Raw genomic sequence first — 22,856 nt, 5'->3', positions numbered from 1 at the left:
AGGCGGGCGGGCGGGCGTGCGTGCGTCGCGGCGGCAGCCGGTCACTTGCCCCTCAGCTCAAACCTTGAACTCGTCACCCCGCAAGCAACCCGCCGCCGCTTGTCCCGGTCGGGTTCGGTTCGACCCGACGATGCGTGCATCCGCGGAGCGGCTGGAGCTGGGGCTGGGTCAGCCGATGCGGATCATCTTCTTGTTGACGAACTCGTCAGCGCCGAAACGGCCCAGTTCGCGCCCCGAGCCGCTCCTCTTGACGCCACCGAAGGGCAGCTCGGCACCGTCGGCACCGACCAAATTGATGAACACCATGCCAGCCTCAATGCCGTCGGCCACGCGCAGTGCCTGCTCCGGGTCGGTGGTGAAGACGTAGGACCCCAGGCCGAACGGGGTGTTGTTGGCCAGTGCGACTGCGGCGGCCTCGTCGGGAACGCTGAAGATCTGTGCGACCGGGCCGAAGAACTCTTCGTGGAAGGCATCGGAGCCGGGCGATACGTCGGTGAGCACGGTTCCGGCGTAGAAGTTGCCCTCAGAGGTTCCGCCCGTGACGAGGGTGGCACCCTGAGCCACAGCGCGCGCAACCTGCTCGGTGAGAGTTTCGGTGGCCTTTTTCGAGGAAAGTGGCCCGAGTCCGGTGCCGTCCTTGGTCGGGTCGCCCAGCTCGACGGCATTGATTGCCGCCGTGAACTTATCCAAGAAAGGCTGGTACAGCTCCTCGATGACGATAAAGCGCTTGGCCGCGTTGCAGGCCTGGCCGTTGTTGTCGAGGCGAGCAGCCACGGCGGCGCCGACGGTCTCATCGAGGTCGTCGGTGGATAGCAGGATGAACGGGTCTGAGCCGCCGAGCTCGAGCACGACCTTCTTCAAGTTGCGTCCGGCGATCTCCGCAATCGCCGCTCCGGCGCGCTCCGAGCCGGTGAGCGAGACACCCTGCACGCGCTTGTCGGCGATGACCGTGGATATCTGATCATGGGAAGCGTAGAGGTTCGTGTAGGCCCCCACCGGAAAACCGGCGTCGAGCATGATCTGCGCGATCGCGGCGGCCGATTCGGGGCACTGCTCGGCGTGCTTGAGCAGGATGGTGTTGCCGATGATTAGGTTTGGTCCGGCAAAACGGGCAACCTGGTAGTACGGGAAGTTCCACGGCATGATGCCGAGAAGCACGCCAAGCGAGCTGCGGCGGATGAGCGCGGAGCCCTCGCCGGCGAGCAGGCTTATGGTCTCGTCCTTCAGAAGCTCCACCGCGTTGTCGGCGTAGTAGGCGTAGATGTCGGCGCTGAAGTCGACCTCACCGAGGGCCTGCTCCACGGGCTTACCCATTTCGCGCACGATGATGTCGGCAAGCTCCTGGCGGCGTTCGACGTGCAGTTCGGCCACGCGGCGCACGAGGGCCGCGCGCTCTTCGACGCTGATGGAGCGCGACCAGGTGTGGGCGTCGTCTGCCGTGGTGATGGCGGCGGTGAGGTCGGCATCCGAGATTGTGTCGTAGGTCTTGACTGTCTCCCCGGTGGCCGGGTTGATGACTGCGTAGCTGGTCATAGGCTTTATCCTTCACTGGTCGGGCACCTCAAAAACCGGCGCCGATACAAACTCTGGTTTGTCAAAGATATAGCAACGGATGATTAAAAACGAGGCAGCCGGTCCGGACCAACGAGAACTCGAAACGGCAGGCCGGAGCAGGCCACAGAGCCACCGGAATGCGAGGCGAGCTGACCGACCTGTACGGTCGGGTCCGTGGAGATCACCACTCGGTCAACAGCGTTGACGAGGGCGAGTGGCCGGTCGGCCGCGAGAAACAGCGGAAGCACAATGCTCTCGAGACGGCGCACGGAGATGTCCGCTCCGACCACGCCGAGCATCGGGGTGCCTTCGCCGATGCGCACCGGCATGGTCAGGGTGAAAATGTACTCGCAGGTGCAGAGGCGGTCGACGTAGGGCCCGGTGACGTGGGTCTGGTTGGTGGACTGCGGCACCTGGTACCACTCCAGCGTGCGAAAATCGCGCACGTAGTCGGTGTATGCGCGGGTGGCGAGGTCGAGACGGGTGGCCGCGCTGCTGCTGCCGAGCAGCGGGTTGCCGGCCTGCGGGCCCAGCCACCAGGCAAAGTGGATGTCCCGGCCGTGCACGTAGCCGGGCGCGGCAATGAATCCGGCGCCGACGAAGAGCGGGCTGGCACCGGTGAGGGCCGGAATCACGAGCCCCTCCACGTGGGCATCGAGGTCTGTCGGCCGCACCGAGGTTTCGCCGCCAGCGAGTTCGTTTCGCCACCCATCTAGCTCGGCGAAGGCGTCCGCGAACGAGGCAGTCACCGCGGCGGCGCAATCGGAGATCGTCACTTCCGGCAGCTGAGAAATCTCAGGCATCCCAGGCTCCGCCTCGTTCGACTCTGGCTTTCGCGTTCAACAGCCATTCGGCCAGGCTCCGCACCTGCTCGGTCGCGAACTGCCGGGCGGCGGCTGCGTCGTTGGCGCGCACGGCGCCGGCAATGGCCTGGTTGCTCGCAAGCAGCGACCGGCGGGCGCGGGCATCCGTCATGCCTAGAAGCAGCAGAGGGCCGAACTCGGCCTGCAGCCGGATCAGCTCCCGCACCAGTCGGGCGGACTGGCTGAGCACGGCCAACTCCAGGTAGAACCCGCCGGCGTTGGTGCGAGCCCCGGCGACCGTTGCGAAGTCAGCGCCGCGCAGCCACAGATCGAGGCGGTCGGAGTCGGGTTCTGAGGCGCGCAGCGAAGCCCGTTGGGCGCACCCCTCGACAATCGTCGCGAAATGGACGGCCATGTCAGAGAGGTCGACCTGCGCCAGACCGTGGAGCCGGGCCTGCACGAGCGTGCTGTGCGGGGCATCCGCTTTCATCACGAAACTGCCGCCGCCGCGACCGCGCCGAGTCTCGACCAGGCCGGCATCGCGCAGCACCGCAAGGCCCTCACGCACCGTGATCAGGGCCACGCCGAAGCGGCGCGCCAGATCCGATTCGCTCGGCAGGCGTTCATCGGGGGCAAGAACGCCGAGAATGATGGCGTCGGTGAGGCGAATGGTTACCTGCTCGGTGCGGCCGGCGTCGACGAGCTGAGCGAAAATTGCTTCGCGTGCGCCTGGCCGGTTGTGTGCCTCCATGCGCCTAATCTACAAGCCCCGGCTCCCCAGCGACTCATTTTCGGCCGCGTAGATTAGCTCGCGGGTGTACGGATGCTTAGGGGAACCCAACAGGTCGGCGACCGACGCGTATTCGACGATCGCACCGGTGCGAACCACAGCAACACGATTGCAGATCAGTGCCGCGACGCGTACCGAGCGCGTCACGAAGATCATGGTCAGTTTGCGTTCGCGCTGCAATCTGCTCAGCAGCTCAAGAATGTCGGAACTGTCCGACGCGTTCAGGGTGTCGGTCGGGTCGTCGGCCACGAGCAGATTCGGGCTGCCGGCCAACGCATTGGCGATATGCACGCGCTGCGCCAAGGTCGCCGACACGTCGCGCGGGTACGCGGTGAAGGTGTGTTCCGGATTCTCCACGCCGGCCTGGCCCAGCAGATCCAGTGACCGTTCGTAGGCGGCCGGTTTCGACAGGCCGCCGCCGGAACGCAGCGGTGTGGCCAGCTGGGTTCCCACGGTCAGGTTCGGGTCGAGGCCGTCGAGTGGGCTCCGCGGCAGGTAGGCCACCTGGGCGTCGTGCAGCCGGGAGAACGATCGTGGCGGCAGCCCGACCAGTTCGACACCGTTGAACAGTATCGACCCGGATCGGATGGTCGCCGGCGCCGGAAGTACGCCAGCGATGCACTGGGCGACCTCGAGAGCACCGGAAGACGCATCGCCGACCAGCCCGACGACCTCGCCGCAGGTGATGGAGAGCGAGATGCCCTGCACCACACGCGGTGCGTCGGAGTGCGCCGCCGCCGCGACCTGAAGCCCGCGCACATCGAGCAGTGCCGCGGAGCGAAACCAGTGTGACGGCATGGGCGCGGTCGTTTCAGCCGGCGACGGAGTAACGACCTGATCGTGCAGCTCGTTCATGGGCGGTGCCGCCGAGGGAAGTCCCGCCCGCACGGCACGATTGAGACGACGTATCACACTGCGAGCGTCACACATCGTCGGCTCGCATTTCAGTAGGTCGAGACGAGCGGCGACGCGTGGGACAAGCCCAACCGATAATCTCTGGTGCGTGGTACCGCAAAAAGCCACTTGCTCCAGCATTTTCACGTCATAACAATGTTAGCTAAAAGTATTGCCTACAACGTTCCGGTTTGTTTGTTTCAGAGCGGATGCGCATCCATCCCTCCCCCGCGCCCGCCCCTCAGCGCTAGCGCGGCGAGTGGGCTTCGAGAAACTCGTACACCTCGGTCTGGTCGACGCCGGGAAAGGTTCCGGTGGGCAGGGCGGCGAGCAGGCTCGTCGGGGTTCGTGCGGCAGGCCAGGACTGCCCGGCCCAGCGCCCGGCGAGGTTGTCGGGAGCCCGGCGGCAGCAGGACTCATCGGGGCACTTGGAGACGGCGCGGTTTGCCGTCTCGCGGCCGCGGAACCACTTCACGTGTGCGAACGGCACCCCAACGCTCACCGAGTACTCGCCTTCCTTGGCCTTTTCAATGCGGGAGGTGCACCAGAAGCTGCCGGCCGGCATGTCCGTGTACTGGTACCAGGCGCTGAAGCGGTCTTCGACGTCGAACACGGTGCGGGCAGTCCAGCTGCGGCAGACCGTGGTGCCCTCGACCGCACCGAGGGCGTCGCTCGGAAAGCGAACATTGTCATTTTCGTAGGCTTTGATAATCGTGCCGGACTCGTGCACCTTCATGAAGTGCACCGGAATGTCCAGGCGGGCGGTAGCGAGGTTGGTGAATCGGTGCGCGGCCGTCTCGTAGGAGACCGCGAAGGCGTCCCGCAGATCTTCCATCGAGATGCGCCGCAGGGTCTTCGCCTCGGTCAGCATGCGCACTGCATCTCGCTCCGGCAGCAGGATCGCCGCGGTGAGATAGTTGGTTTCCACCCGCTGGCGCAGAAATTCGGCATAATTTTTCGGCTCTTCGTGCGCGCACAGATGGCTCGCGAAGGCCTGCACGATCGGCGAGCGGGAATCCCGCGAGGCCGAACGCTCGGTCGGCAGATAGATACGTCCGTTGCGCTTGTCGGTGACCGACCGGGTGGAGTGCGGCAGGTCATTCACATAGTGCAGCGAAAACCCTAGGTGGGTGGCCATGTCGGCGACGAGCTGCTGAGACACCGGGCCACCGGAGTGCCCGACCGCGGTGAGCAACTCGAGGGCCTGTGCTTCGAGTTCGGGAAAGTAGTTGTCCTGCTGGCGCATGATCTGGCGCAGCGCGGAGTTGGCCCGACGGGCTTCCTCCGGAGTCGCTGCTCGCTCCCGGTTGAGCCGGTCGATTTCATTGTGCAGGCTGAGGATGGTCTGCAGGGTGTCGTCGCTCTGGCCTTTGCTCACCCGGATGCGGGGGAGTCCGAGGGCCTGGAACACCGGCCCGCGCTGGGCACGTTCCACCGAGATTTCCAGGGCGGCACGCTCCGAGGGGGCATCCGTTCGCATCAGCTCTTCGACGGTAGTGCCGAGCGCCAGGGCGATCGTGCGCAGCATGGAGAGGCGTGGCTCGCGTTTGCCGTTCTCCATCATCGACACCTGGGAGGGCGCGCGGTCGATCGCGGCGGCGAGGGCATCGAGCGTCATGCGGCGGTTGGTGCGCAGTTCCCGGATACGGCGGCCGAGGGTGAGCGCGTCAAGCTCCGGCTCATCGAGGCTGAGCGAGGACAGTGCGGCGAGGGCTTCTGCGGGGACCATGGCCTTAGTGTCGCAGATCACAAAAGTTTCCACAATTAGAAAAACAGGGTTTCTTCTGTGCATGGATTGTGGTTTGGCCGTGCCTAGACCCGGCAGAGTGGAGGCACAGGCAAGCACCAACTTTCGAATTGCGACCGCTCACCCCTCGCGCTCACCGATTCGACCGAAGCAGAACCGCTCCACCATCCTCCGCCTGAGATCGGGCGAACCGCGCAGCTGCGGCTCGCCCCCTGTCGGTATCACCTACTTTCGCAAGGAGCCAGACCATGAACACCCCCAACCCGACCCTCGATCAGACGGTCAACTCCGAGACGGTGAAAACGACCACCGGCAGCTTCGCCACCATTCGCCCGCACCTCGAGGTCACCGGCCCGCTCGGCGATCGGTATGACGAGATCCTCACCCCAGAGGCCCTCGAATTTCTCGCCGAACTGCACGAGCGTTTCGCCGGCACCCGGCACGACCTGCTGGCGGCCCGGCTGCAGACCCGAGTGGATGCCGCCAACGGTCGCGACCCCAAGTTTCTAAGCGTTACCGAGAGCATCCGTTTCGATCCCACCTGGAGCGTTGCGGGAGCCGGACCCGGCCTCGAAGACCGCCGTGTGGAGATCACGGGCCCGACCGACCGCAAGATGGCCATCAACGCGCTCAACTCCAGCGCCAAGGTCTGGCTTGCCGACCAGGAAGACGCTACGAGCCCGACCTGGACCAACGTGATCGAGGGCCAGCTGACCCTGTTCGACCAGGTGCGCGGCCAGCTCAGCTTCACGAGCCCCGAGGGCAAGAAGTACGAGATCACGAACGAGTCGACGCCGACCATCGTGATGCGTCCGCGCGGCTGGCACCTCGTTGAAAAGCACATCACCTTCATCGACCGTGCCAACCGCCGCATGAAGTCCTCTGGCAGCCTCATCGACTTCGGCTTGTACTTCTTTCACAACGCGAAGAAGCTCATTGAGAACGGTACCGGCCCGTATTTCTACCTGGCCAAGCTCGAAAGCCACAAGGAAGCGCGCTTGTGGAACGACATCTTCACCTACGCCGAAGAGCGCCTGGGTATCGACTACGGCACCATTCGCGCCACGGTACTGATCGAGACCATCCAGGCCGGCTTCGAGATGGAAGAAATCCTCTACGAACTGCGCGACCACTGCGCCGGCCTCAACGCCGGACGCTGGGACTACATCTTCAGCATCATCAAGACGTTCCGTGCCCGCGGCAGCCGCTTCGTCTTTCCCGACCGCAAGCAGATCACCATGACGGTGCCGTTCATGCGCGCATACACCGAACTGCTCGTCGCCACCTGCCACCGTCGTGGCGCCTTCGCCATCGGCGGCATGAACGCCTTCATTCCGAACCGTCGCGACCCGGCCGTCACCGAGCAGGCTCTCTCCCAGGTCGCGGCGGACAAGAAGCGTGAAGCCACCGACGGGTTCGACGGTTCCTGGGTTGCGCACCCCGACCTGATCCCGACCGCTCAGGCCGAATTCGACAAGGTGCTCGGGGACCGCCCGAACCAGCTCGAGCGCACCCGCCCCGAGGTGAACGTGACGGCCGCCCAGCTTCTCGACGTTGCTTCGGTCGGCGGCCAGATCACCGAGGCCGGCGTGCGCGGCAACGTGCTCATAGCGCTCCGCTACATCGAGTCCTGGCTGCGCGGCGTGGGAGCAGCGGCGATCGACAACCTGATGGAAGACGCCGCGACCGCGGAAATCTCCCGCTCGCAGCTCTGGCAGTGGATTCACGAGAACTCGGTCACCGCCGAGGGCCGCCGGATCGACTCCGACTGGGTTGAAGAGGTGCTGGACGAGGTCGTGGACAGCCTCGAGCGCACCCCCACCGACCGCTTCGATGACGCCCTCACAGTGCTGCGCACTTCGGCACTCGAGCCGGAGTTCCCGACCTTCCTCACGGTTGGTGCCTACGCTCGATTCTTCTAGCTAGTTTTCGCAGCTAGCGCTGCGAGTTCGCGAAAGCGGGCAAATGGTTGTCTGGCCCCGGCATCATCACAGGGGCAGCAACTGTTTGCCCGTTTTTTCGTTATTCGTGTTCTGCCGCCGTTCCATCCCCCAGATTGGGGGGACAGCAGTGCCCAATGAAGGGCATACGGGAGTTAATGTCATCTCTACTGTTTTGAATATAGATAATGAAAGAATTTCAGTATCTCACTTCGGAACGGACAATTTGAGATGAGACTGACGTGAAACTTTAAACTGCAAGAAAATGATCATCGGGGCTGGAGGCGTTGCCGTTGCATTGACGATGTCCCTCGCTGCCTTGGGACCGACCGGCGCGTGCTTCAGCGACACGGCACAGGGCGCAGTGAGCGGAACGATCGGCTCGATCAAGATCGCTGGCGCTGGCCCTGACGGAACCGGCACCGATTCTCTCAACCGGGCCTTCTCGAACCTGCTGCCGGGAACGACCCAGACCGTCTCGTCCCGCTACGTCAACACGGGTCTGAACGCTCAGGACGTCTGGGTTGTGTTCAACAATAAGGACGCCCTGCACGCTTTGAACGACCTCGGCACCTACGGCGAGTTCCATGTGGCTGCCAACGGCACGGCTCTTTTCGACTCCGCGAATCTCAGCGATGATCGGGACGACACTGCGCACCTGAGCTGCGGGACCCTCGCGCCGACCGGATGCTGGCCCGTTCCGAAGATGATCAAGCTGGCATCGAACCTGGCACCGACAGCTGTCGGGTCGGTCTCGTTCAGCTTCGGTTATGCGGCAAAGATGTCCGGCCAGTCGGAGCTTGGCGGCGGAGTCTGGAACTCCTACCCGGTGAAGACTGTTCAGGCCCCGAACCCGGCCATCGTTGGTAACGGTCTCCCCTACCAAATTGTGGCCACACAGGTCGGCCAGACGCCGGGCCTGTAGAGCCCGATGAAATGGCTCGGACGTCGCTGCTGGTGAGCGACGTCCGAGCCATTCCCCAATTTTTTCCGAGCCGAGAGGCGCACCGTGAAGAGATTCAAAGGCATCGTCGTTCTGCTACTCATTCTGGCGTCCGTGCTCACCCCGATCGCCATCATGGCGACGGGTGTCCTGCCCTACGGGGCTTACGTCGTGCGTACGGGGCCGATGTTCCCCGCTATCCCGCCGGCGAGCGTCGTGATCGTTGAGACTGACCAATACGAGGTCGGGCAAGTCATCACTTTTCGGCGTGCCGGCGATCGCACCACCCACCGCCTCATGGCCTTCAATGACGATGCAACGCTAACGACCAAGGGTGACGCGAACGACACGAGCGATCCGTTCACGGTGCCACGCGCGGATGTTATTGGCGGCGTGACCGCCTTCGTGCCCAACCTTGGCTATCTCGTTGTGTACTTGCAAAACCCGCTCGCCATAGGCTCCCTCATCATGTGCGTACTGAGCATCTGGTACGCCGGGTCGTCCGAAGCCGGGCCCGGTGCGAGGTCGACGAAAGAGTCAGCGGGAAAGACCCGAATCTCCGTTCGCGCTGCCTAGCCTGCCGGTTGCGCCTTGACCCGTTCGTAGGCGGCCAGGGCGGCGCGACGCGTCTCGCCGAGGTCGACGAGCGGCGCCGGATAGGCATCCGTGCCGTATTCGGGAACGTTTTGCCGAATGTATTGCTGGTGCGGGTCGAACTTGGCTGCCTGCAGGTCGGGATTGAAAATACGAAAATACGGTGCCGCATCCGCTCCGGAACCGGCCACCCATTGCCAGCCGAACGGGTTGCTCGCCGCGTCGGCGTCCACCAGGGTGTCCCAAAACCAGCGCTCGCCCTCACGCCAATCGACCAACATATTCTTGATCAGGAATGATGCCGTCACCATGCGTACCCGATTGTGCATGCTTCCGGTGCGCCACAGTTCACGCATGCCGGCGTCGACCAGGGCAAAGCCAGTGCGACCCTGCTGCCAGGCCGCCAGGGCATCCCGATCGAGTGGCGGCCACGGAAAAGCGTCGAAGGCGGGGCGCAGGTTCGCGGTCGCGATATCTGGCGCATGATAAAGCACGTGGTACGCGAACTCCCGCCAGCCGACCTCGGTCAGAAAACGGGTCGCGCTGGCCGACTCGCTACCGCTGAGCCCGCGCCGGGCATTGTTTGTCGCCGCCCACACCTGGTGGGGGCTGATCTCGCCCCAGCGCAGGTGCGGAGACAGGCGCGATGTCGCGTTCTGGGCCGGTTCGTCGCGTTCGGTGGCGTAGAGGGCGAGTGACTCGGCCAGAAAGGTGGTGAGCAGGGCGTGAGCGGATGCTTCGCCCGGCGTCCACGCGGCGCGCAGCCCACCCGCCCAATCGGGGCTCGACGGTTCGAGTCCCCAGTCGTCGAGGTCGTCGGAGACGAGGGCTGCCGTGGTGGGGTCGCCCGCCCAGCCGGGAATAGCGGAGGGTGCGGGATAGGGCACGCGGGGCGGCGCACCCGCGGTGCAGGCCCGCCAGAACGGGGTGAAGACGGAGTAGGAGCCGCCCTGCCCGGTCTGAATCGTCCAGGGTTCGAACAGAAGCGAACCGGCGAAACTATGGGCGTCGATTCCGCGCTCACGCAGGTCGCTCTTGATCGCGGTGTCGATCGTGCGTTCGGCGAGGCCGTAGCGGCGGTTCCAGAACACGGCGGAGGCATCCGTCTCGTGCACCAGACGGGCGATGATCGGGCCGGCCGCACCGCGGCGCAGAATCAACCGGCCGCCGAGGGCGGCGATGGAGCCGGCGAGGGATCGCAGACTCTGGTGCAGCCACCAACGGGCCGCGCCGCCGAGCGGGCGGACTCCGTCGGATTGCTCGTCGAGCAGGTAGAGGGCCACAATCGGCTGCCCCTGCTTGATCGCCGCGTGCAGGGCTGGATGGTCGGCAACCCGCAGATCGTCGCGAAACCACACTATGACGGGCCCGACGTGGTCGGCTATCTGATCTGAAGTCATGCGGTCTCCTCGTGAAACTCCAGTCTGGACCATGCGACGGGCCAGACCAATTCGGAGGTAGAACGGTCAGTCCCGTCTGATCGACAATGAACTCGTCTCCCCGCCCGTCTGTCGCTTTTTCGTTGCTTTCCTCCTGATTGATCACGAAATACTCTGATTTGTCTGTTGATTTCAACTAATTCAGTACCGAATGGACTTTTATCCTAAACCCCATTCTGGGGGTTACCGACGGACAGACAAATCTGTCTGTCCCACATAGTGTGGTTACCACTCGCCCCTGAGTCGATCTTCCGAAAGGTCTCCACTATGAACAAGCTTCTCGTTAGCGCTATCGCCGGTGCCGCCGGACTGACCCTGCTGCTCGGCGGCGCGGGAACGTTCGCGCTCTGGAATTCGAGTACATCGATTGCCGGCGGAACGATCACCGCCGGCGCCCTGACAGTGGTCGACAATGCCGCCGCCGGTGTTTGGAAGAGCGGTGCCACCGAAATCATCCTGAGCACGTACAAGATCGTGCCCGGTGACGTCCTCACCTACACGAAGAAGGTTGACATCACGGCGACCGGCGACAACATGGTCGCGACTCTGGCCGTTGCTTCAGCGAGCATCACCGCCACGAGCGCAACCAGCACACCTGATGGGAAGCTCGCGGGCTACATCACGAAGAGCGCCCAGGTGTCGATCAGTGGCGTAGGCATCAGCGGTGCCGGCCCGACCTACACGATCACACCGACCGGGACCGGTGTTATCTCTCGCGCTGCCGTGGTCACCGTCATCCTGACGTTCCCCAAGAGCAGCAGTGCAGGAGCCGAGAACGACGCCATGCTTGGCTCGGTCAACCTCGGCGCCCTCGCCGTAACCCTGACGCAGACCACCTAGTCTTCACCACCTCCTGCACTGTCCCTGGCGTGCCCATCACCCGACGATGGGCACCCCGGGCGGTGCGATTCTCCCTCCAGCTCCTCCGTTCGACCAGAAAGCGCGGTGATCACATGAAAACAACCCGTGGCCGCCACACCGCTTCGCCTGCCGAGCGTCGTCGCCACCGTGCCGTGCCGACCCTGCGGCTACGCGCGCGGGCCTTGGTCTTGGCCGCAGCATCCACTCTTCTGGCAGTCGTGCTGGCCACGACCGCTGCCAGCGGCACCTACGCCCTCCTGAACTCGAGTGCCGCCACCTCCTCGGCCACGATAGCGTCGGGAACGGCCACGATGACGGTCTCGGCCCTCGCCCTTCCCGCCGTGCCCCTGTACCCGGGACTGGTTATTGCCGCCCCGGTCACCGTCACGAACACCGGTGACGTGCCACTGGCCGTGACCCGCTCCTCGCTCCTCGCGCCGGCTGTTACTTCGACCCTGTCCGATTCGCTCACCATCGGTCTCGCCGTCGTCGACAGCTCGGCTGCGTGCACGAGCGCGGTCATCCCCAGCACCAGCGGAACATTTGCCAGTGCGCCGTCGACGGCGGTGGGCCTGACGCTCGCTAAGGCCCAGTCCCGAACAGTCTGCGTGCTGATCGCGCTGCCCGCGGGCGCCCCGAGTGTGAGCCAGTCGTCGTCTGCTGCCAACTTTTCCGTCGTTCTCACCGGAGTGCAGGCCTAAACCATGACCCGTTCACGCCGCCAGGCTGTCGCTCGACCTCGCCGGCAGCGCCACCCCGCCGCCCTGCTCGGCACCGTGCTCTTTCTCGTGCTCGCGGCCTCCGGCGCCGCCCATGCCGCCTGGACCACCGCGGCATCCCCAGCCACCGGATCCGTGACTTCGGGCAAGGTCAGCATCACACAATCCGGCTACGACAAGCTGAAATTCGATTACACGACGGGCAGCTTCACCACGACCAAGCCCATCACGCTCACCAGCGGATCCGTGCCGTCAACGTACACATTGACGTTCAGCGCCGTGTCGTCGCCCGCGGCGATCGCCGGAGCTGTCACCGTCACGACGTGGCCGGTCGCCGCCGCCGCCAATTGCACCGCGAGCACGACCCTGCCCGGAAACCAGACCGTCTTTACCTGGGCGAGCGCAACGCCGATGACCGGGTCTTTGGCCGCGAATGGGTTCGTCGTGCTCTGCGTACGCACTGCGATGTCGTCCACGTCGATGTCGACCTACGCCGGAGGCCAGGTCGCGGTTCGACTCGATCCGAGCGCCGCCGTCGGTACCAACTGGAACGCCCAGGCCGAGTCGGTAACCGTGATACAGACTATTCCCGATGTCTCCCGGCCGACCTCACCGACTAATCTGACCGCCACATCGACAACGGATGCCGCCGCCACACTCACCTGGACGGCCGCCAGCGACAACGTCGGTGTCGCCATCTACCGCCTCTATCGCGACGGGGAGCGGGTCGGGCCGGACATCACCGGCAGAACCTATACCGATACCGGACTCAATGTTGGCACGACCTACGTCTACACGGTCGACGCTGTCGACGCGGCCGGCAACTCCTCGACCATGTCATCGGCCGTCACTGCGACCACCAGCCAGTCACCGTCGTCGACCAGCTGGTACCGAGTCAAGAGTGGGGGCCTGTGCGTCACGGGTTCCACCAACGCGAACGGACCCGTGACAGTGCAGGTATGCAACGAGTCGCTGACCACTCAGCTCTGGCAATATGACTTGGTCAACCAGAGCGACTACCTCATCAACTCGCAGGCAGCGGCCGGGCTGGCTTGGCAGCGCACCACCACGGCAGCTGTGGTGATGGCGACACGCAACACGCGTGACTCCAGCCAGCAGTGGGGCGGCACACTGTCGGGAAACGGTTTGTACCAGTTCGTCATGCAAGTGAACAAGAACAAAACGGAATGCATCACGGTGCCGAGTTACACAGCCGGAACCGCGCTGCAGACGCAAGGCTGCAGCGCCGGCAGCGCCCAGCAGTTCACATTGACGGCGGCGAACTGATGGGGCACGGTTCGAAGGGGGCCAGGCCGACTGGACTGCTGCACGCCCTGGGCCTGGCCGTCAGTGGTGCGTTGCTCCTGCTCGTGCTCATGCTGTTCGCTCTGCTGGTCATCGTGCCCAAGATCGCCGGCGCGACCCCCCTGACGGTGCTGACCAGCTCGATGGAGCCACACCTGCCGCCCGGCACCCTGATCGTGGTCGGCCCGGTCAACACCGACGACCTCGTAATCGGGGATATCGCGACCTATCAGATTCACTCGGGCGAGCCGGCAGTGATCACCCACCGCATCACCGCGATCAGCTCCTCCACGGACGGTACCCGGAGTTTTCAGTTTCAGGGAGACAACAACAGTCTTTCCGATCCCGACCTCGTGCTCTCCGCCCAGATTCAGGGGCGACTGTGGTATTCCGTTCCGCTGATCGGCTATGCCAATAACTTCGTCAACGGGGCGAGCCGAGCGCTGATCATTCCGGCAGTGGCCGTGGCCCTGCTCGGATACTCGGCTGTGATGCTCGTCGCTGGAGTCCGTGCCGGCCGCCGTCGTCCTCGCGGCGCCCATAGCCACTCGGTGGTCTGATCGATGCAGCCGCGTTATACCCAGCCCCCTATTTGCGACTTCAGCGCACGTGCCCTTCGTCGCGGGCGCCTGCTCGGTGCCGTGGCCTCGGCGCTGTTGCTGGCGCTCCCGATACTTGCCGGTGCGGCCGGGCCGGCATCGGCTGCGGCACCCAAATCTCTGTCCAGTGCTGCCCAGGCCAGCAACGCTCGGCTCGGCGACGTGCAGGTCAGCTTGGACGGTGTGCACTTCGCGAGCAGTCTGCCGGCCGATTTGTTCGACGCTTATGGGACGCTGATTCCGAAAGGGTCGATGCGGGCGTCCCTGTGGATCCACAACCCGAGCGACCAGCCCGCGGTCGTGCGGGTGAGTCTGCGTAGTGCGGAGGGGGCATCCGCTGGGCTGAATCAGTACCTCACCCTGGGCGTCACGACCCCTGCCGACCCCACCGCGCCCACCGTGACGTTCGCGGGCGACGCGGATTGTGCGGTGCTTGCGCCGGTTCAGCCGCTCGCCGCCGGCGCGACGCTGAGAGCCGAGGTCAGGATCGACATGACGAACGTGACCGGGCTGACCGGGCAGAACGAGACGGCGAATCTGGGCCTCGTGGTGTCCCTGCGCGACGCGGTCGCTGGGCCGTTTTCGTCATCGGCCTGCGCCGACACGGGTGTGTTCGTCGCAGTTCTGGGGGCTTCGTCAGCGGCGGCGCGGCCGGCCGCCCTATCCCGCACCGGGGTTGACCTGCCCGTTCCCGCCATCGTCGGGGGCGTTCTTCTGCTGGGCCTCGGCGTGCTGTTGACGTTCCGCCGTCGCCGCGAACGGAACGAGAACTAGAACCCACCGGCACTGCCGGCGGGCAGCGGATGCCGATGCCCGCTACGAGACGCGCAGCACGATCTTGCCGCGAGTGTGACCCTCTTCGATCGCTCGGTGTGCCGCAGCACCGTCGGCGAGTTCGAACACGGCGTCGACGTGCACGCGCACGGTACCCGCGTCGAGGAGCTTCGAAATCTCGTCGAGGGCTCGGGCGTCGGGGGACACCTTGAAACCGGTCGCGCGGCGGCCGGCGGCAGCGGCATCCGCTGCCATGGAGGGCCAGCTGCCGGTCGGCGCGTTCACGAGCAGGCCGCCTGGGCGCAGCGCGGCGAGGGAACGGGTGCCGGTGTCATCGTGCACATTGCCGATGAGGTCGATGACCGAGTCGAGGTCGTGGGCCTCGTCTTCGAAGCGCGTGGTCGTGTAGTCGATGACCTCGTCGGCACCAAGCTCGCGCAGAAAGTCGAGGTTGCGGGTGGATCCGGTGGCGATGACGTGGGCGCCCAGAACGCGGGCGAACTGTACCGCGAAGTGACCGACGCCGCCGCTGGCGGCGTGCACGAGCATCCGCTGCCCGGGGGCCGCCCCGGCGAGCTTGACCATTCCCCACGCGGTGAGGGCGGCGACCGGCACTGCGGCAGCCTCGGCATGGCTGAGCCTGGCCGGCTTGTGCGCGACGCTCATGCTCGACACCGAGACGTACTCGGCGAAGCTGCCGCCGGTGCGCGGCACGCGGCCCATGCCGTAGACAGCATCCCCGGGCTGCAGCGGAGAGGCCTCGAACGCCGCGCGCACAACCATGCCGCTGAAATCGTTGCCGAGGATGGCCGGGTAGCTTTCGATCGCGGCGGCGACGCCCTTGCCGGAGCGCGTCTTGGCGTCGATCGGGTTCAGCCCGGCGGCGACGACCTTCACGAGAACCTCGTCGGAAATCTGGCGTGGTAGTGGCCTCTCGGCCAGGTGCAAGACGTCGGGGTCGCCGGTCTGGTCGATGACGAGGGCGCGCATGGTCAGCGGAAGTTCGAAGTCAGGAGCCATGTCCTCATTCTGATGCATCCCGCCTCGGTGCATTGCGGACGGGGCCCGGGCCCGAGCCGTGGGCCCAGTTTATAAACTGGGCCCGTGGACGGGGCCTGGGCCCCGTCCACGAAGCGAGAGCAGGCTAGCGGCGGGCCTGCTGGTCGAGATTGTCGATCAGGGCATTGGCCAGGCCCACCAGAATCGCGATCTGGTCTTCGTCACGTTCGATCCAGCGACATTCGGGCACTGCGGCGACCGGCACGAAATCGAGGTGCTCTTCCCAGACCAGCAGCGTGCGATCCGCGCCGAGCACGTACTGCTGCCACCACACCTGCCGCAGATAGCTGCGCGGAACGCTGCGCCACGGCTTGCTCGTGGTCTTGATCTCGGCCAGGTGTAAATCTGCACCGATCACGCCGACCCCGTCAGGCGTGGCCAGATGCCGCGGATGCCCGAGCGACCGAAACAGGTTCGTACTCGGTTCGATGCCGTAGTTCTCCAGCACCCACGCGGCAATGACCGGTTCCCGGGCCCGTCCATGGTCGGTGTAGCTGTTGCCGGAGAAGCTCGTGCCGTGCATTTTGTCGTGCGCCGCGTTCAGGATCGACTTGGGGGTCGACAGTTTGGCGACATCCGTTGCGGTGATGCCCTGGTTGCGGGCCCGCAGCCACGCGACGCGGTCGTTCGAGTCGGCGACGATGCGCAGCGTGTGCGGTGCGGGCGGCGGTACCAGAGCGGATGCCGCGGGGTGCGCCGAAGGCTGGTCCAGATCGAAGAGGGACAGCGTGGAATTCGGCACTCCTCTATTGTGTGCCCGCGCGCCCGGTCGGCGCGCCACCGCCACGGGGAGCCGCGGGATTGGAGGCCGCCACTCGCCTGCCGGGCCGAGGTCGCGCATCCGCTCGCTGTGAGAATCGTTATCGCGAAGAGACCTGGCTTCGCTAGCCTGAAGGAACGTCAACCAATCGGGGGAACGCATGAAGCAGTACCCAGCTCGATTCGCGCTCGCCGGGGCCGCCACGCTGGCCCTGCTGCTCAGCGGATGCGCCGGCCTACCCGGCTACCCGGCCGCCACCGACACGCCGATGGCACAGTTGGTCGCCGGTGTCGACTGCCAGGCGCCCAACCTCAACAACTGGATCCCCGTTCAGGACGGCGTCCCAGCCCAAACGGATCTGACTGCAACCCACCCGGACGCCCCGGCGCCTGGCATGGTCCCCGACGGCTTCGAACCCGTCGTCGCCTCCCTCTGTACCTTCTCCGGCAGCATCGACGACGACGAGGGCCGCTGGTCGGCCGTGACGATCGAGACCCGCAAGGGCGACTTCAGCGCCCTGCTCGCTGCGCTCGCCCAACCCAACGACCAACCCGGGCTCAACCAGGCCTGCACCGCCGACATGGAGATCGTGCCCGAACTCTGGCTCGAAAACGCCGCAGGCGAAGCCATGCGGGCAGCCTGGCCGCGCACCTCCTGCGGCAAAACCAAGCCGGCCACGAGCAAAGCGCTCGAGAAACTCGAGCTGACCGACACGGTGAAACTGCCGCTCGTGCTGCAGATCGCCCGACCCGCTCTCGACGCCGGCTGCGCCATGAGCACCGGAACCCCCGAACAGTCGCTGCTGTTCGGCACGACCGGCCTGCAGACCTACACCACCCAGATCGGGCAGGACCCTGAACCGATTCCGGTGCCGCCCGCCGAAATCCCCTCCTACGCCGGCGTCGACGGCGCGAGCGTCTGTATCTACACGGTTGACCCGGTTACCGAACCCGACCTCAGCGAACTCGAATCCATCGAGGGTTTCGACGACGGCATGCTCGGCTCGATGCTGACCCTCAGGTCGGGCACCTTCACCAGCGCGACCACCCTTGAAGCGGATGCCGCAGCGCTGCTGCCCTCCGCAGCATCCGCTCTGCAAGCGCCCGCGTGCGCGATTGAGCCCACCCGGTTCGCGGTGCTCTGGCCCGAGCGGGCTGGCACCGAGCTCGACACCCCGATCCAGGTCGAACTGAACGGCTGCCAGCGACTCTTCGTTCCGGCCAGCAACCCGCTCGTGCCCGCGCCGGCCCTACTGGCGGCCCTGATCGGCTAAGGCCGGCCACAGGCATTCGAGGGCGCACTCATAGGGCGTTCATAGACAACTGCCGGATACTCATCAGAATGAGCACACGTGAGAGCACCCGCACCGGCCATGGCCCGCGCCTGACCAAGGCCGACGGCAGCGCCATTAGGGTTCTGGTCGTCGACGACGAACCCACCCTCACCGATCTGCTCTCCATGGCCCTGCGCTACGAGGGCTGGGAGGTGCGCACCGCCGGTGAAGGCCGCCAGGCGCTCACCATCGCCCGCGAATTTCGGCCGGACGCCATCGTGCTCGACATCATGCTGCCCGACATCGACGGCCTGCAGGTGTTGCAGCGGGTGCGCGCCGACGGCTACGAGACACCCGTGCTCTTTCTCACCGCCAAGGACTCGCTGGACGACCGCATCGCCGGGCTCACCGCGGGCGGCGACGACTACGTCACCAAGCCGTTCAGCCTCGAGGAGGTCGTCGCGCGCCTCCGCGGCCTTATCCGCCGCTCCACCCTCGCCGTGGCCGACTCGATCGACCCGCGCATCACAGTGGGAGACCTCACCCTCGACGAAGACAGCTACGAGGTCTTCCGCGACGGAACGGCCATCGAACTGACCGCCACCGAGTTCGAGCTGCTGCGCTTTCTCATGCGCAACCCGCGCCGCGTGCTCAGCAAAGCGCAGATCCTCGACCGGGTCTGGAGCTACGACTTCGGCGGCAAGTCGAGCGTTGTCGAGATCTACATCTCCTACCTGCGCAAGAAGATCGACGCTGGCCGGGAGCCTATGATTCACACGGTGCGCGGCGCCGGCTACATGCTGAAAACTGCCTGATGGCGCATCTCAAGAAGCGCGAACGGATGCCGCGCCGCCGCGGCCGACCCCGCTCGCCCTGGACCCTGCAGCGGCGCCTCGTGCTCACCGTGGTCGGGCTTCTCGCCCTCGTCAGCATCACGATCGGCGTGGTGAGCGTGGTCATCCTACGCGCCTCGCTGCTCGATCGCCTGGACGTGCAACTCGCATCCGCCGCCGACCGCTCCGGCGCCGTGCTCGGCGGCGGCGGAGACAACGACGGGGACCGCCTCGGCGATACCCCCGGCAGCACCTATTTCGGCACCCCCACCGCCAACAGCATTCTCAGCGGCCCTGCCCAACCACCCGGGCTGCTCGCCCTGGTCTATGACGGATCGAGCATCACCACCGGCTACACCGACGACCAGAGCGGCGCCATCGAAGAACTCTCCGCGCAGCAGGTGCAGCAGCTCGCCGACCACGTCAACCAGTCGGCCGCCGTCACGGTAAACCTCGGTGGCGAACTCGGCGAATACCGAGTGCAAGCCGAAACGTCTGGCAGCGGCACCCTGTATCTGGTCGGATTGCCGCTGTCGAGCGTCGAGGCCACGGCGGCTCAGCTGGCCCTGATCATCACGTTCGTCTCACTCGCCGGGCTCATTGTGGTGGCCATTATCGCGGCCTGGGTAGTTCGCCTCGCCCTGCGCCCGCTGCAACGCGTGACCGCGACCGCCACCCGGGTTGCGCAACTTCCCCTCGACCAGGGCGAAGTCTCCCTCGACGATCGGGTTCCGACCGGGGATGCCGACCCGCGCACCGAGGTAGGCCGGGTCGGTGCGGCGCTTAACCGCATGCTCGACCACGTCGACCTCGCCCTCGAAGCGCGACAGCAAAGCGAACGCAAGGTGCGCCAGTTCGTCGCCGACGCGAGCCACGAACTGCGCACGCCGCTCGCGTCCATCCGGGGCTACTCCGAACTCACCCGGCGCAGCGGCCAGCAGCTGCCGCCCGACGCCATCCACGCGCTTGGCCGCATTGAAAGCGAGTCCGTGCGCATGACCGGGCTGGTGGAAGACCTGCTGCTGCTCGCCCGTCTCGACGAGGGCCGCGAACTCGAAATGGAACCGGTCGACCTCACCATGCTGCTCGTCGACGCCGTGAGCGACGCCCACGCGGCTGGCCGTGATCATATTTGGGACCTCGACCTGCCCGAGGAACCGATCGAGGCGATCGGCGACGAACCGCGTCTGCGCCAGGTCATCACCAACCTGCTCGCCAACGCGCGACTGCACACGGATGCCGGCACCACGGTGGTCGTCGCCCTCGCCGCCGTCGGCGACCGGGCCGTCATCACCGTCACCGACAACGGTCCGGGCGTCCCGGAAGACCTCACCAGCACCCTGTTCGAACGGTTCGCCCGCGGCGACAGCTCACGCTTTCGCGGAACCGGCAGCACCGGCCTGGGGCTGGCGATCGTGGCCGCGGTCGTCGCCGCGCACCACGGCGCTGTGTCGGTCGAGAGCGTCCCCGGCCGCACCCAGTTTCGGGTCGAACTGCCCCTCGCCACGGACTAGACGTATCGGCCAGGGCGGCGCCGGATCGACCTCGCGCCCCCTCATCCATCGAGCCGTGATTTCTGTTCGCCGAGCTGTGAGTCTCGACTCGTACCAGGGTGAAAATGGGGGTGAAACTCACGGCACGACGATGAGCCGGGGACGAAACTCGCGGCTCGGCGCGGGGTCAGAAGCGGTAGACCTAGTCGGGCTCGTTCAGCCGTTCCAGCAGGGTGGCGAACTGGTCGAGTTCGGCGGGAGTCCACCGGCTGAGTCGCCGATGCACCAGGGCCGTGCGGTTGCGGCGCACCTCGGCCAGTTTCTCCGTGGCGAGAGGCGTCAGGGCCAGAAATCGTGCCCTCCCATCGAGCGGGTCAACCCGGGTCTCCACGAGCCCAAGCGAGCAGAGCAGCTTGGCCTGGCGGCTGATCATGCTGCGGTCCACCGCGAGCACATCCGCGACAACGCTGGCATGGGATTCGCCCCGCCGCGCGAGTACGCGCAAGAGCGCGAGTCCGAACGGTTCGAGGGTCGGATCGATCACGGCCGCGGTCGACCGTGTGCTGGCTCGAATATTGGCGGCCAGCATGGCCATCTGCGCCTCGACGCGGGCGAGCTCGAGGGTGTCGCCATCCACGCTGGGTCGTTCGACCAGCTCATTCATCACGAGGTCCGCGGGTTGCGGGTGTTTGGGCCAGCCCGGCCGGCGGCAGGCCAGCGGATGCCGCACTCACCTCCACGAGAATCTCCTGCACGTCGTCCCCCTCCCGGTGAAAGGCCAAGTCTGCCGCAACGATAGCCGGCACAGCTGCCGGCACCAGGGCCGTATCGCGGGCCCGGTCGATTCCGGTCTCCGTGCCGAGCGGATGATTCGGCAGCAGCGACACCGTGAGCAGGGTCACAAGGGCCAGCGGCGCGCTGATCAGAAAGATCGTGCCGACACCGGAACCGTAGGCGGCTTCGACGATGATGCGCAGCACGTCGGGCAGTTGGTTGACCTGCGGAATGACGCCGTCACCGAGCAGGCGGCCGGCATCCGCTTGATTGGTCGGGCTGAGCCCGCCCACGCCGGTGGTGATTTGGGCCGCGACAACACTGCCCAGGATGGACCCCATCACCGAGACCCCGACCGCGCCGCCGAGGCTGCGGAAGAAGGTCACCGAGCTCGTGGCGACGCCGAGGTGCCGCACCTCAACGGTGTTCTGCACGACCAGAACGAGGTTCTGCATGACCATGCCCACGCCGGCGCCGAGGATGAACATGTAGACGCCGACGAAGACGAGGCTCGTGTGCACATCGAGGGTACCGAGCAGTGTGGTGCCGACGAGCATGAGCACGGAGCCGGAGACCATGATGGACTTCCACGTGCCGCGCCGGCTGATTACTGTTCCGAACAGGGTCGACGAGATGAGCAGGCCGCCCATCATCGGGATGGTCAGCAGGCCCGACTGGGTGGGCGTGGCGCCGCGGGCGAGCTGCATGTACTGGCTGAGAAAGACCGAGGTGCCAAACAGGGAGACACCCACCGCGAGGCTCGCAATCGCCCCGAGGCCGAAGGTGCGGTTGCGAAACAGGCTGAGCGGAATTATCGGTTCGGCGGCGCGAAATTCCACGATGATCGCCAGAGCCAGCAAAACGACGGCACCTATCACCATGGCCCACGAGGTCAGTGACAGCCACTCGAACTGGGTGCCAGCCAGGGTTACCCAGATCAGCAGCAGCGAGACGCCGCACGTGATCAGCGCGGCCCCGAGGTAGTCGATGCGCACGACCCGCTTCACCCGTGCCGGCAGGTGCAGGGTGCGCTGCAGCAGCACGATGGCCACGATTGCCACCGGAAGCGCGATGAAGAAATTCCAGCGCCAGCCGAAGGCATCCGTCACGACACCGCCGAGCAGCGGGCCGCCGATCGTGCCGAGGGCCATGACCGCGCCGAACAGGCCGGCGTAGCGGCCGCGCTCACGCGGGCTGATGATGTCGGCCATGATGATCTGGCTGAGGGCGACCAGGCCGCCGGCGCCGAGGCCCTGCAGCACCCGGAAGGCGATGAGCGTTCCCGCGTCCTGCGAGAACCCGGCGAGCGCGCTGCCGATCACGAACACGGCCAGGGCGAGCTGAATGAGCAGTTTGCGATTGAACAGGTCGGCGAATTTGCCCCAGATCGGCGTACTCACCGTGGTCGCCAGCAGTGTGGCCGTGACCACCCAGGTGTAGGCCGATTGCGAGCCCTTGAGGTCGCTGAGAATGAGTGGCAGCGACGTGCTCACCACGGTGTTGGCCAGGATCGACACGAACATGCCCAGCAGTAGTCCCGACAGCGCTTCGAGTACCTGGCGGTGGCTCATTGAACCCTCGGTGACCGGTTCGGAAACGGTGCGGCTGGCGCGGCCCATGCGACTCCCTAAGTGATTGACAGCTATCAACGATAGGTGGGTAGTTGACGGATGTCAACCATCTCGATCAGCGGATGTCGCTC

General features: G+C 65.7%; 21 protein-coding genes. 11 read left to right on the top strand and 10 right to left on the bottom strand.

The genetic code is table 11. The features are described 5' to 3' along the window. Window positions 1-168 precede the first annotated feature (168 nt). The 5 genes from CXY77_RS16630 to CXY77_RS16610 all read right to left on the bottom strand — a co-directional run bounded on the left by CXY77_RS16630 (window position 169) and on the right by CXY77_RS16610 (window position 5,770). The gene (locus CXY77_RS16630; protein WP_104088943.1) at window positions 169-1,533 is read right to left on the bottom strand and encodes an NAD-dependent succinate-semialdehyde dehydrogenase; all 1,365 of its coding nucleotides are present in this window, start codon (window positions 1,531-1,533) and stop codon (window positions 169-171) included. A gap of 83 nt (window positions 1,534-1,616) precedes the next feature. Next, entirely contained in the window at window positions 1,617-2,357 is a 741-nt protein-coding gene (locus tag CXY77_RS16625; RefSeq protein ID WP_104088944.1) for a cache domain-containing protein, read from the bottom strand. Beyond that, entirely contained in the window at window positions 2,350-3,108 is a 759-nt protein-coding gene (locus CXY77_RS16620; protein WP_104088946.1) for a FadR/GntR family transcriptional regulator, read from the bottom strand. Before CXY77_RS16620 ends, CXY77_RS16625 begins: the two co-directional genes overlap by 8 nt. Window positions 3,109-3,117: 9 nt before the next feature. After that, window positions 3,118-4,002, bottom strand: a complete 885-nt coding sequence (locus tag CXY77_RS16615; protein WP_158252864.1) for an ATP-binding cassette domain-containing protein — start codon at window positions 4,000-4,002, stop codon at window positions 3,118-3,120. Window positions 4,003-4,288: 286 nt separating this feature from the next. Beyond that, entirely contained in the window at window positions 4,289-5,770 is a 1,482-nt protein-coding gene (locus CXY77_RS16610; RefSeq protein ID WP_092340424.1) for a helix-turn-helix transcriptional regulator, read from the bottom strand. Between the two features lie 266 nt (window positions 5,771-6,036). Here CXY77_RS16610 and aceB point away from each other — a divergent pair, with 266 nt between their 5' ends. The 3 genes from aceB (at window position 6,037) to CXY77_RS16595 (ending at window position 9,247) form a co-directional block, all read left to right on the top strand. Then, window positions 6,037-7,710, top strand: coding sequence for a malate synthase A (gene aceB / locus CXY77_RS16605; RefSeq protein ID WP_104130512.1), 1,674 nt, complete (start codon window positions 6,037-6,039; stop codon window positions 7,708-7,710). A gap of 283 nt (window positions 7,711-7,993) precedes the next feature. Then, a complete protein-coding gene (locus tag CXY77_RS16600) occupies window positions 7,994-8,653 on the top strand; it encodes a hypothetical protein (protein ID WP_104130511.1) in 660 nt (219 codons plus the stop codon). A gap of 84 nt (window positions 8,654-8,737) precedes the next feature. After that, complete coding sequence (locus tag CXY77_RS16595) at window positions 8,738-9,247, top strand: signal peptidase I (RefSeq protein ID WP_104130510.1); 510 nt, start codon at window positions 8,738-8,740, stop codon at window positions 9,245-9,247. Here CXY77_RS16595 and CXY77_RS16590 read toward each other — a convergent pair. Beyond that, on the bottom strand, window positions 9,244-10,665 hold the full coding sequence (locus CXY77_RS16590) for a deoxyribodipyrimidine photo-lyase (protein ID WP_104130509.1): 1,422 nt from the start codon (window positions 10,663-10,665) through the stop codon (window positions 9,244-9,246). The two genes, CXY77_RS16595 and CXY77_RS16590, sit on opposite strands and share 4 nt — an antisense overlap. A 306-nt stretch (window positions 10,666-10,971) precedes the next feature. Here CXY77_RS16590 and CXY77_RS16585 point away from each other — a divergent pair, with 306 nt between their 5' ends. From CXY77_RS16585 to CXY77_RS16565, 5 genes are all read left to right on the top strand, one after another. Further along, window positions 10,972-11,544 carry an alternate-type signal peptide domain-containing protein gene (locus tag CXY77_RS16585; RefSeq protein ID WP_092340419.1) on the top strand — a complete coding sequence of 191 codons (573 nt, stop codon included), beginning with the start codon at window positions 10,972-10,974 and terminating at the stop codon, window positions 11,542-11,544. A 113-nt stretch (window positions 11,545-11,657) separates the two neighbouring features. Continuing rightward, window positions 11,658-12,266 carry a hypothetical protein gene (locus CXY77_RS16580; protein ID WP_104088955.1) on the top strand — a complete coding sequence of 203 codons (609 nt, stop codon included), beginning with the start codon at window positions 11,658-11,660 and terminating at the stop codon, window positions 12,264-12,266. 3 nt (window positions 12,267-12,269) lie between these two features. Continuing rightward, window positions 12,270-13,571, top strand: a complete 1,302-nt coding sequence (locus CXY77_RS16575; protein ID WP_104130508.1) for a hypothetical protein — start codon at window positions 12,270-12,272, stop codon at window positions 13,569-13,571. Continuing rightward, window positions 13,571-14,149, top strand: a complete 579-nt coding sequence (locus tag CXY77_RS16570; RefSeq protein WP_104130507.1) for a signal peptidase I — start codon at window positions 13,571-13,573, stop codon at window positions 14,147-14,149. The genes CXY77_RS16575 and CXY77_RS16570 overlap by 1 nt, the downstream gene beginning before the upstream one ends. A 3-nt stretch (window positions 14,150-14,152) precedes the next feature. After that, window positions 14,153-14,962: an LPXTG cell wall anchor domain-containing protein gene (locus CXY77_RS16565; protein ID WP_104130506.1), complete on the top strand. Its 810-nt coding sequence runs from the start codon at window positions 14,153-14,155 to the stop codon at window positions 14,960-14,962. Window positions 14,963-15,004: 42 nt separating this feature from the next. Here the strand turns inward: CXY77_RS16565 and CXY77_RS16560 are convergent, their stop codons facing one another. Continuing rightward, window positions 15,005-15,982, bottom strand: coding sequence for an NADP-dependent oxidoreductase (locus tag CXY77_RS16560; RefSeq protein ID WP_233197470.1), 978 nt, complete (start codon window positions 15,980-15,982; stop codon window positions 15,005-15,007). Between the two features lie 124 nt (window positions 15,983-16,106). Further along, on the bottom strand, window positions 16,107-16,763 hold the full coding sequence (locus CXY77_RS16555; protein ID WP_369831310.1) for a YqaJ viral recombinase family protein: 657 nt from the start codon (window positions 16,761-16,763) through the stop codon (window positions 16,107-16,109). A 178-nt stretch (window positions 16,764-16,941) separates the two neighbouring features. Between CXY77_RS16555 and CXY77_RS16550 the strand changes: the two genes are divergently transcribed. The 3 genes from CXY77_RS16550 (at window position 16,942) to CXY77_RS16540 (ending at window position 20,401) form a co-directional block, all read left to right on the top strand. Further along, window positions 16,942-18,054 (top strand): hypothetical protein, encoded by a 1,113-nt coding sequence (locus CXY77_RS16550; RefSeq protein ID WP_104130505.1) that lies wholly within the window; start codon window positions 16,942-16,944, stop codon window positions 18,052-18,054. Between the two features lie 68 nt (window positions 18,055-18,122). Then, complete coding sequence (locus CXY77_RS16545) at window positions 18,123-18,869, top strand: response regulator transcription factor (protein WP_092340412.1); 747 nt, start codon at window positions 18,123-18,125, stop codon at window positions 18,867-18,869. Continuing rightward, on the top strand, window positions 18,869-20,401 hold the full coding sequence (locus CXY77_RS16540) for a HAMP domain-containing sensor histidine kinase (protein ID WP_233197469.1): 1,533 nt from the start codon (window positions 18,869-18,871) through the stop codon (window positions 20,399-20,401). Before CXY77_RS16545 ends, CXY77_RS16540 begins: the two co-directional genes overlap by 1 nt. Before the next feature lie 181 nt (window positions 20,402-20,582). Here the strand turns inward: CXY77_RS16540 and CXY77_RS16535 are convergent, their stop codons facing one another. Together CXY77_RS16535 and CXY77_RS16530 are read right to left on the bottom strand one after the other, a co-directional pair. Continuing rightward, window positions 20,583-21,044 carry a MarR family winged helix-turn-helix transcriptional regulator gene (locus tag CXY77_RS16535; protein ID WP_104088964.1) on the bottom strand — a complete coding sequence of 154 codons (462 nt, stop codon included), beginning with the start codon at window positions 21,042-21,044 and terminating at the stop codon, window positions 20,583-20,585. Beyond that, entirely contained in the window at window positions 21,037-22,773 is a 1,737-nt protein-coding gene (locus CXY77_RS16530; protein ID WP_233197468.1) for an MDR family MFS transporter, read from the bottom strand. Before CXY77_RS16530 ends, CXY77_RS16535 begins: the two co-directional genes overlap by 8 nt. Window positions 22,774-22,856 lie beyond the last annotated feature (83 nt).

This window comes from Cryobacterium sp. N21, assembly GCF_002929575.1.
Classification (GTDB): domain Bacteria; phylum Actinomycetota; class Actinomycetes; order Actinomycetales; family Microbacteriaceae; genus Cryobacterium; species Cryobacterium flavum.
The sequence above is the reverse complement of the archived record's forward strand: the minus strand, read 5'-3'. Positions and strand labels throughout refer to the sequence as shown.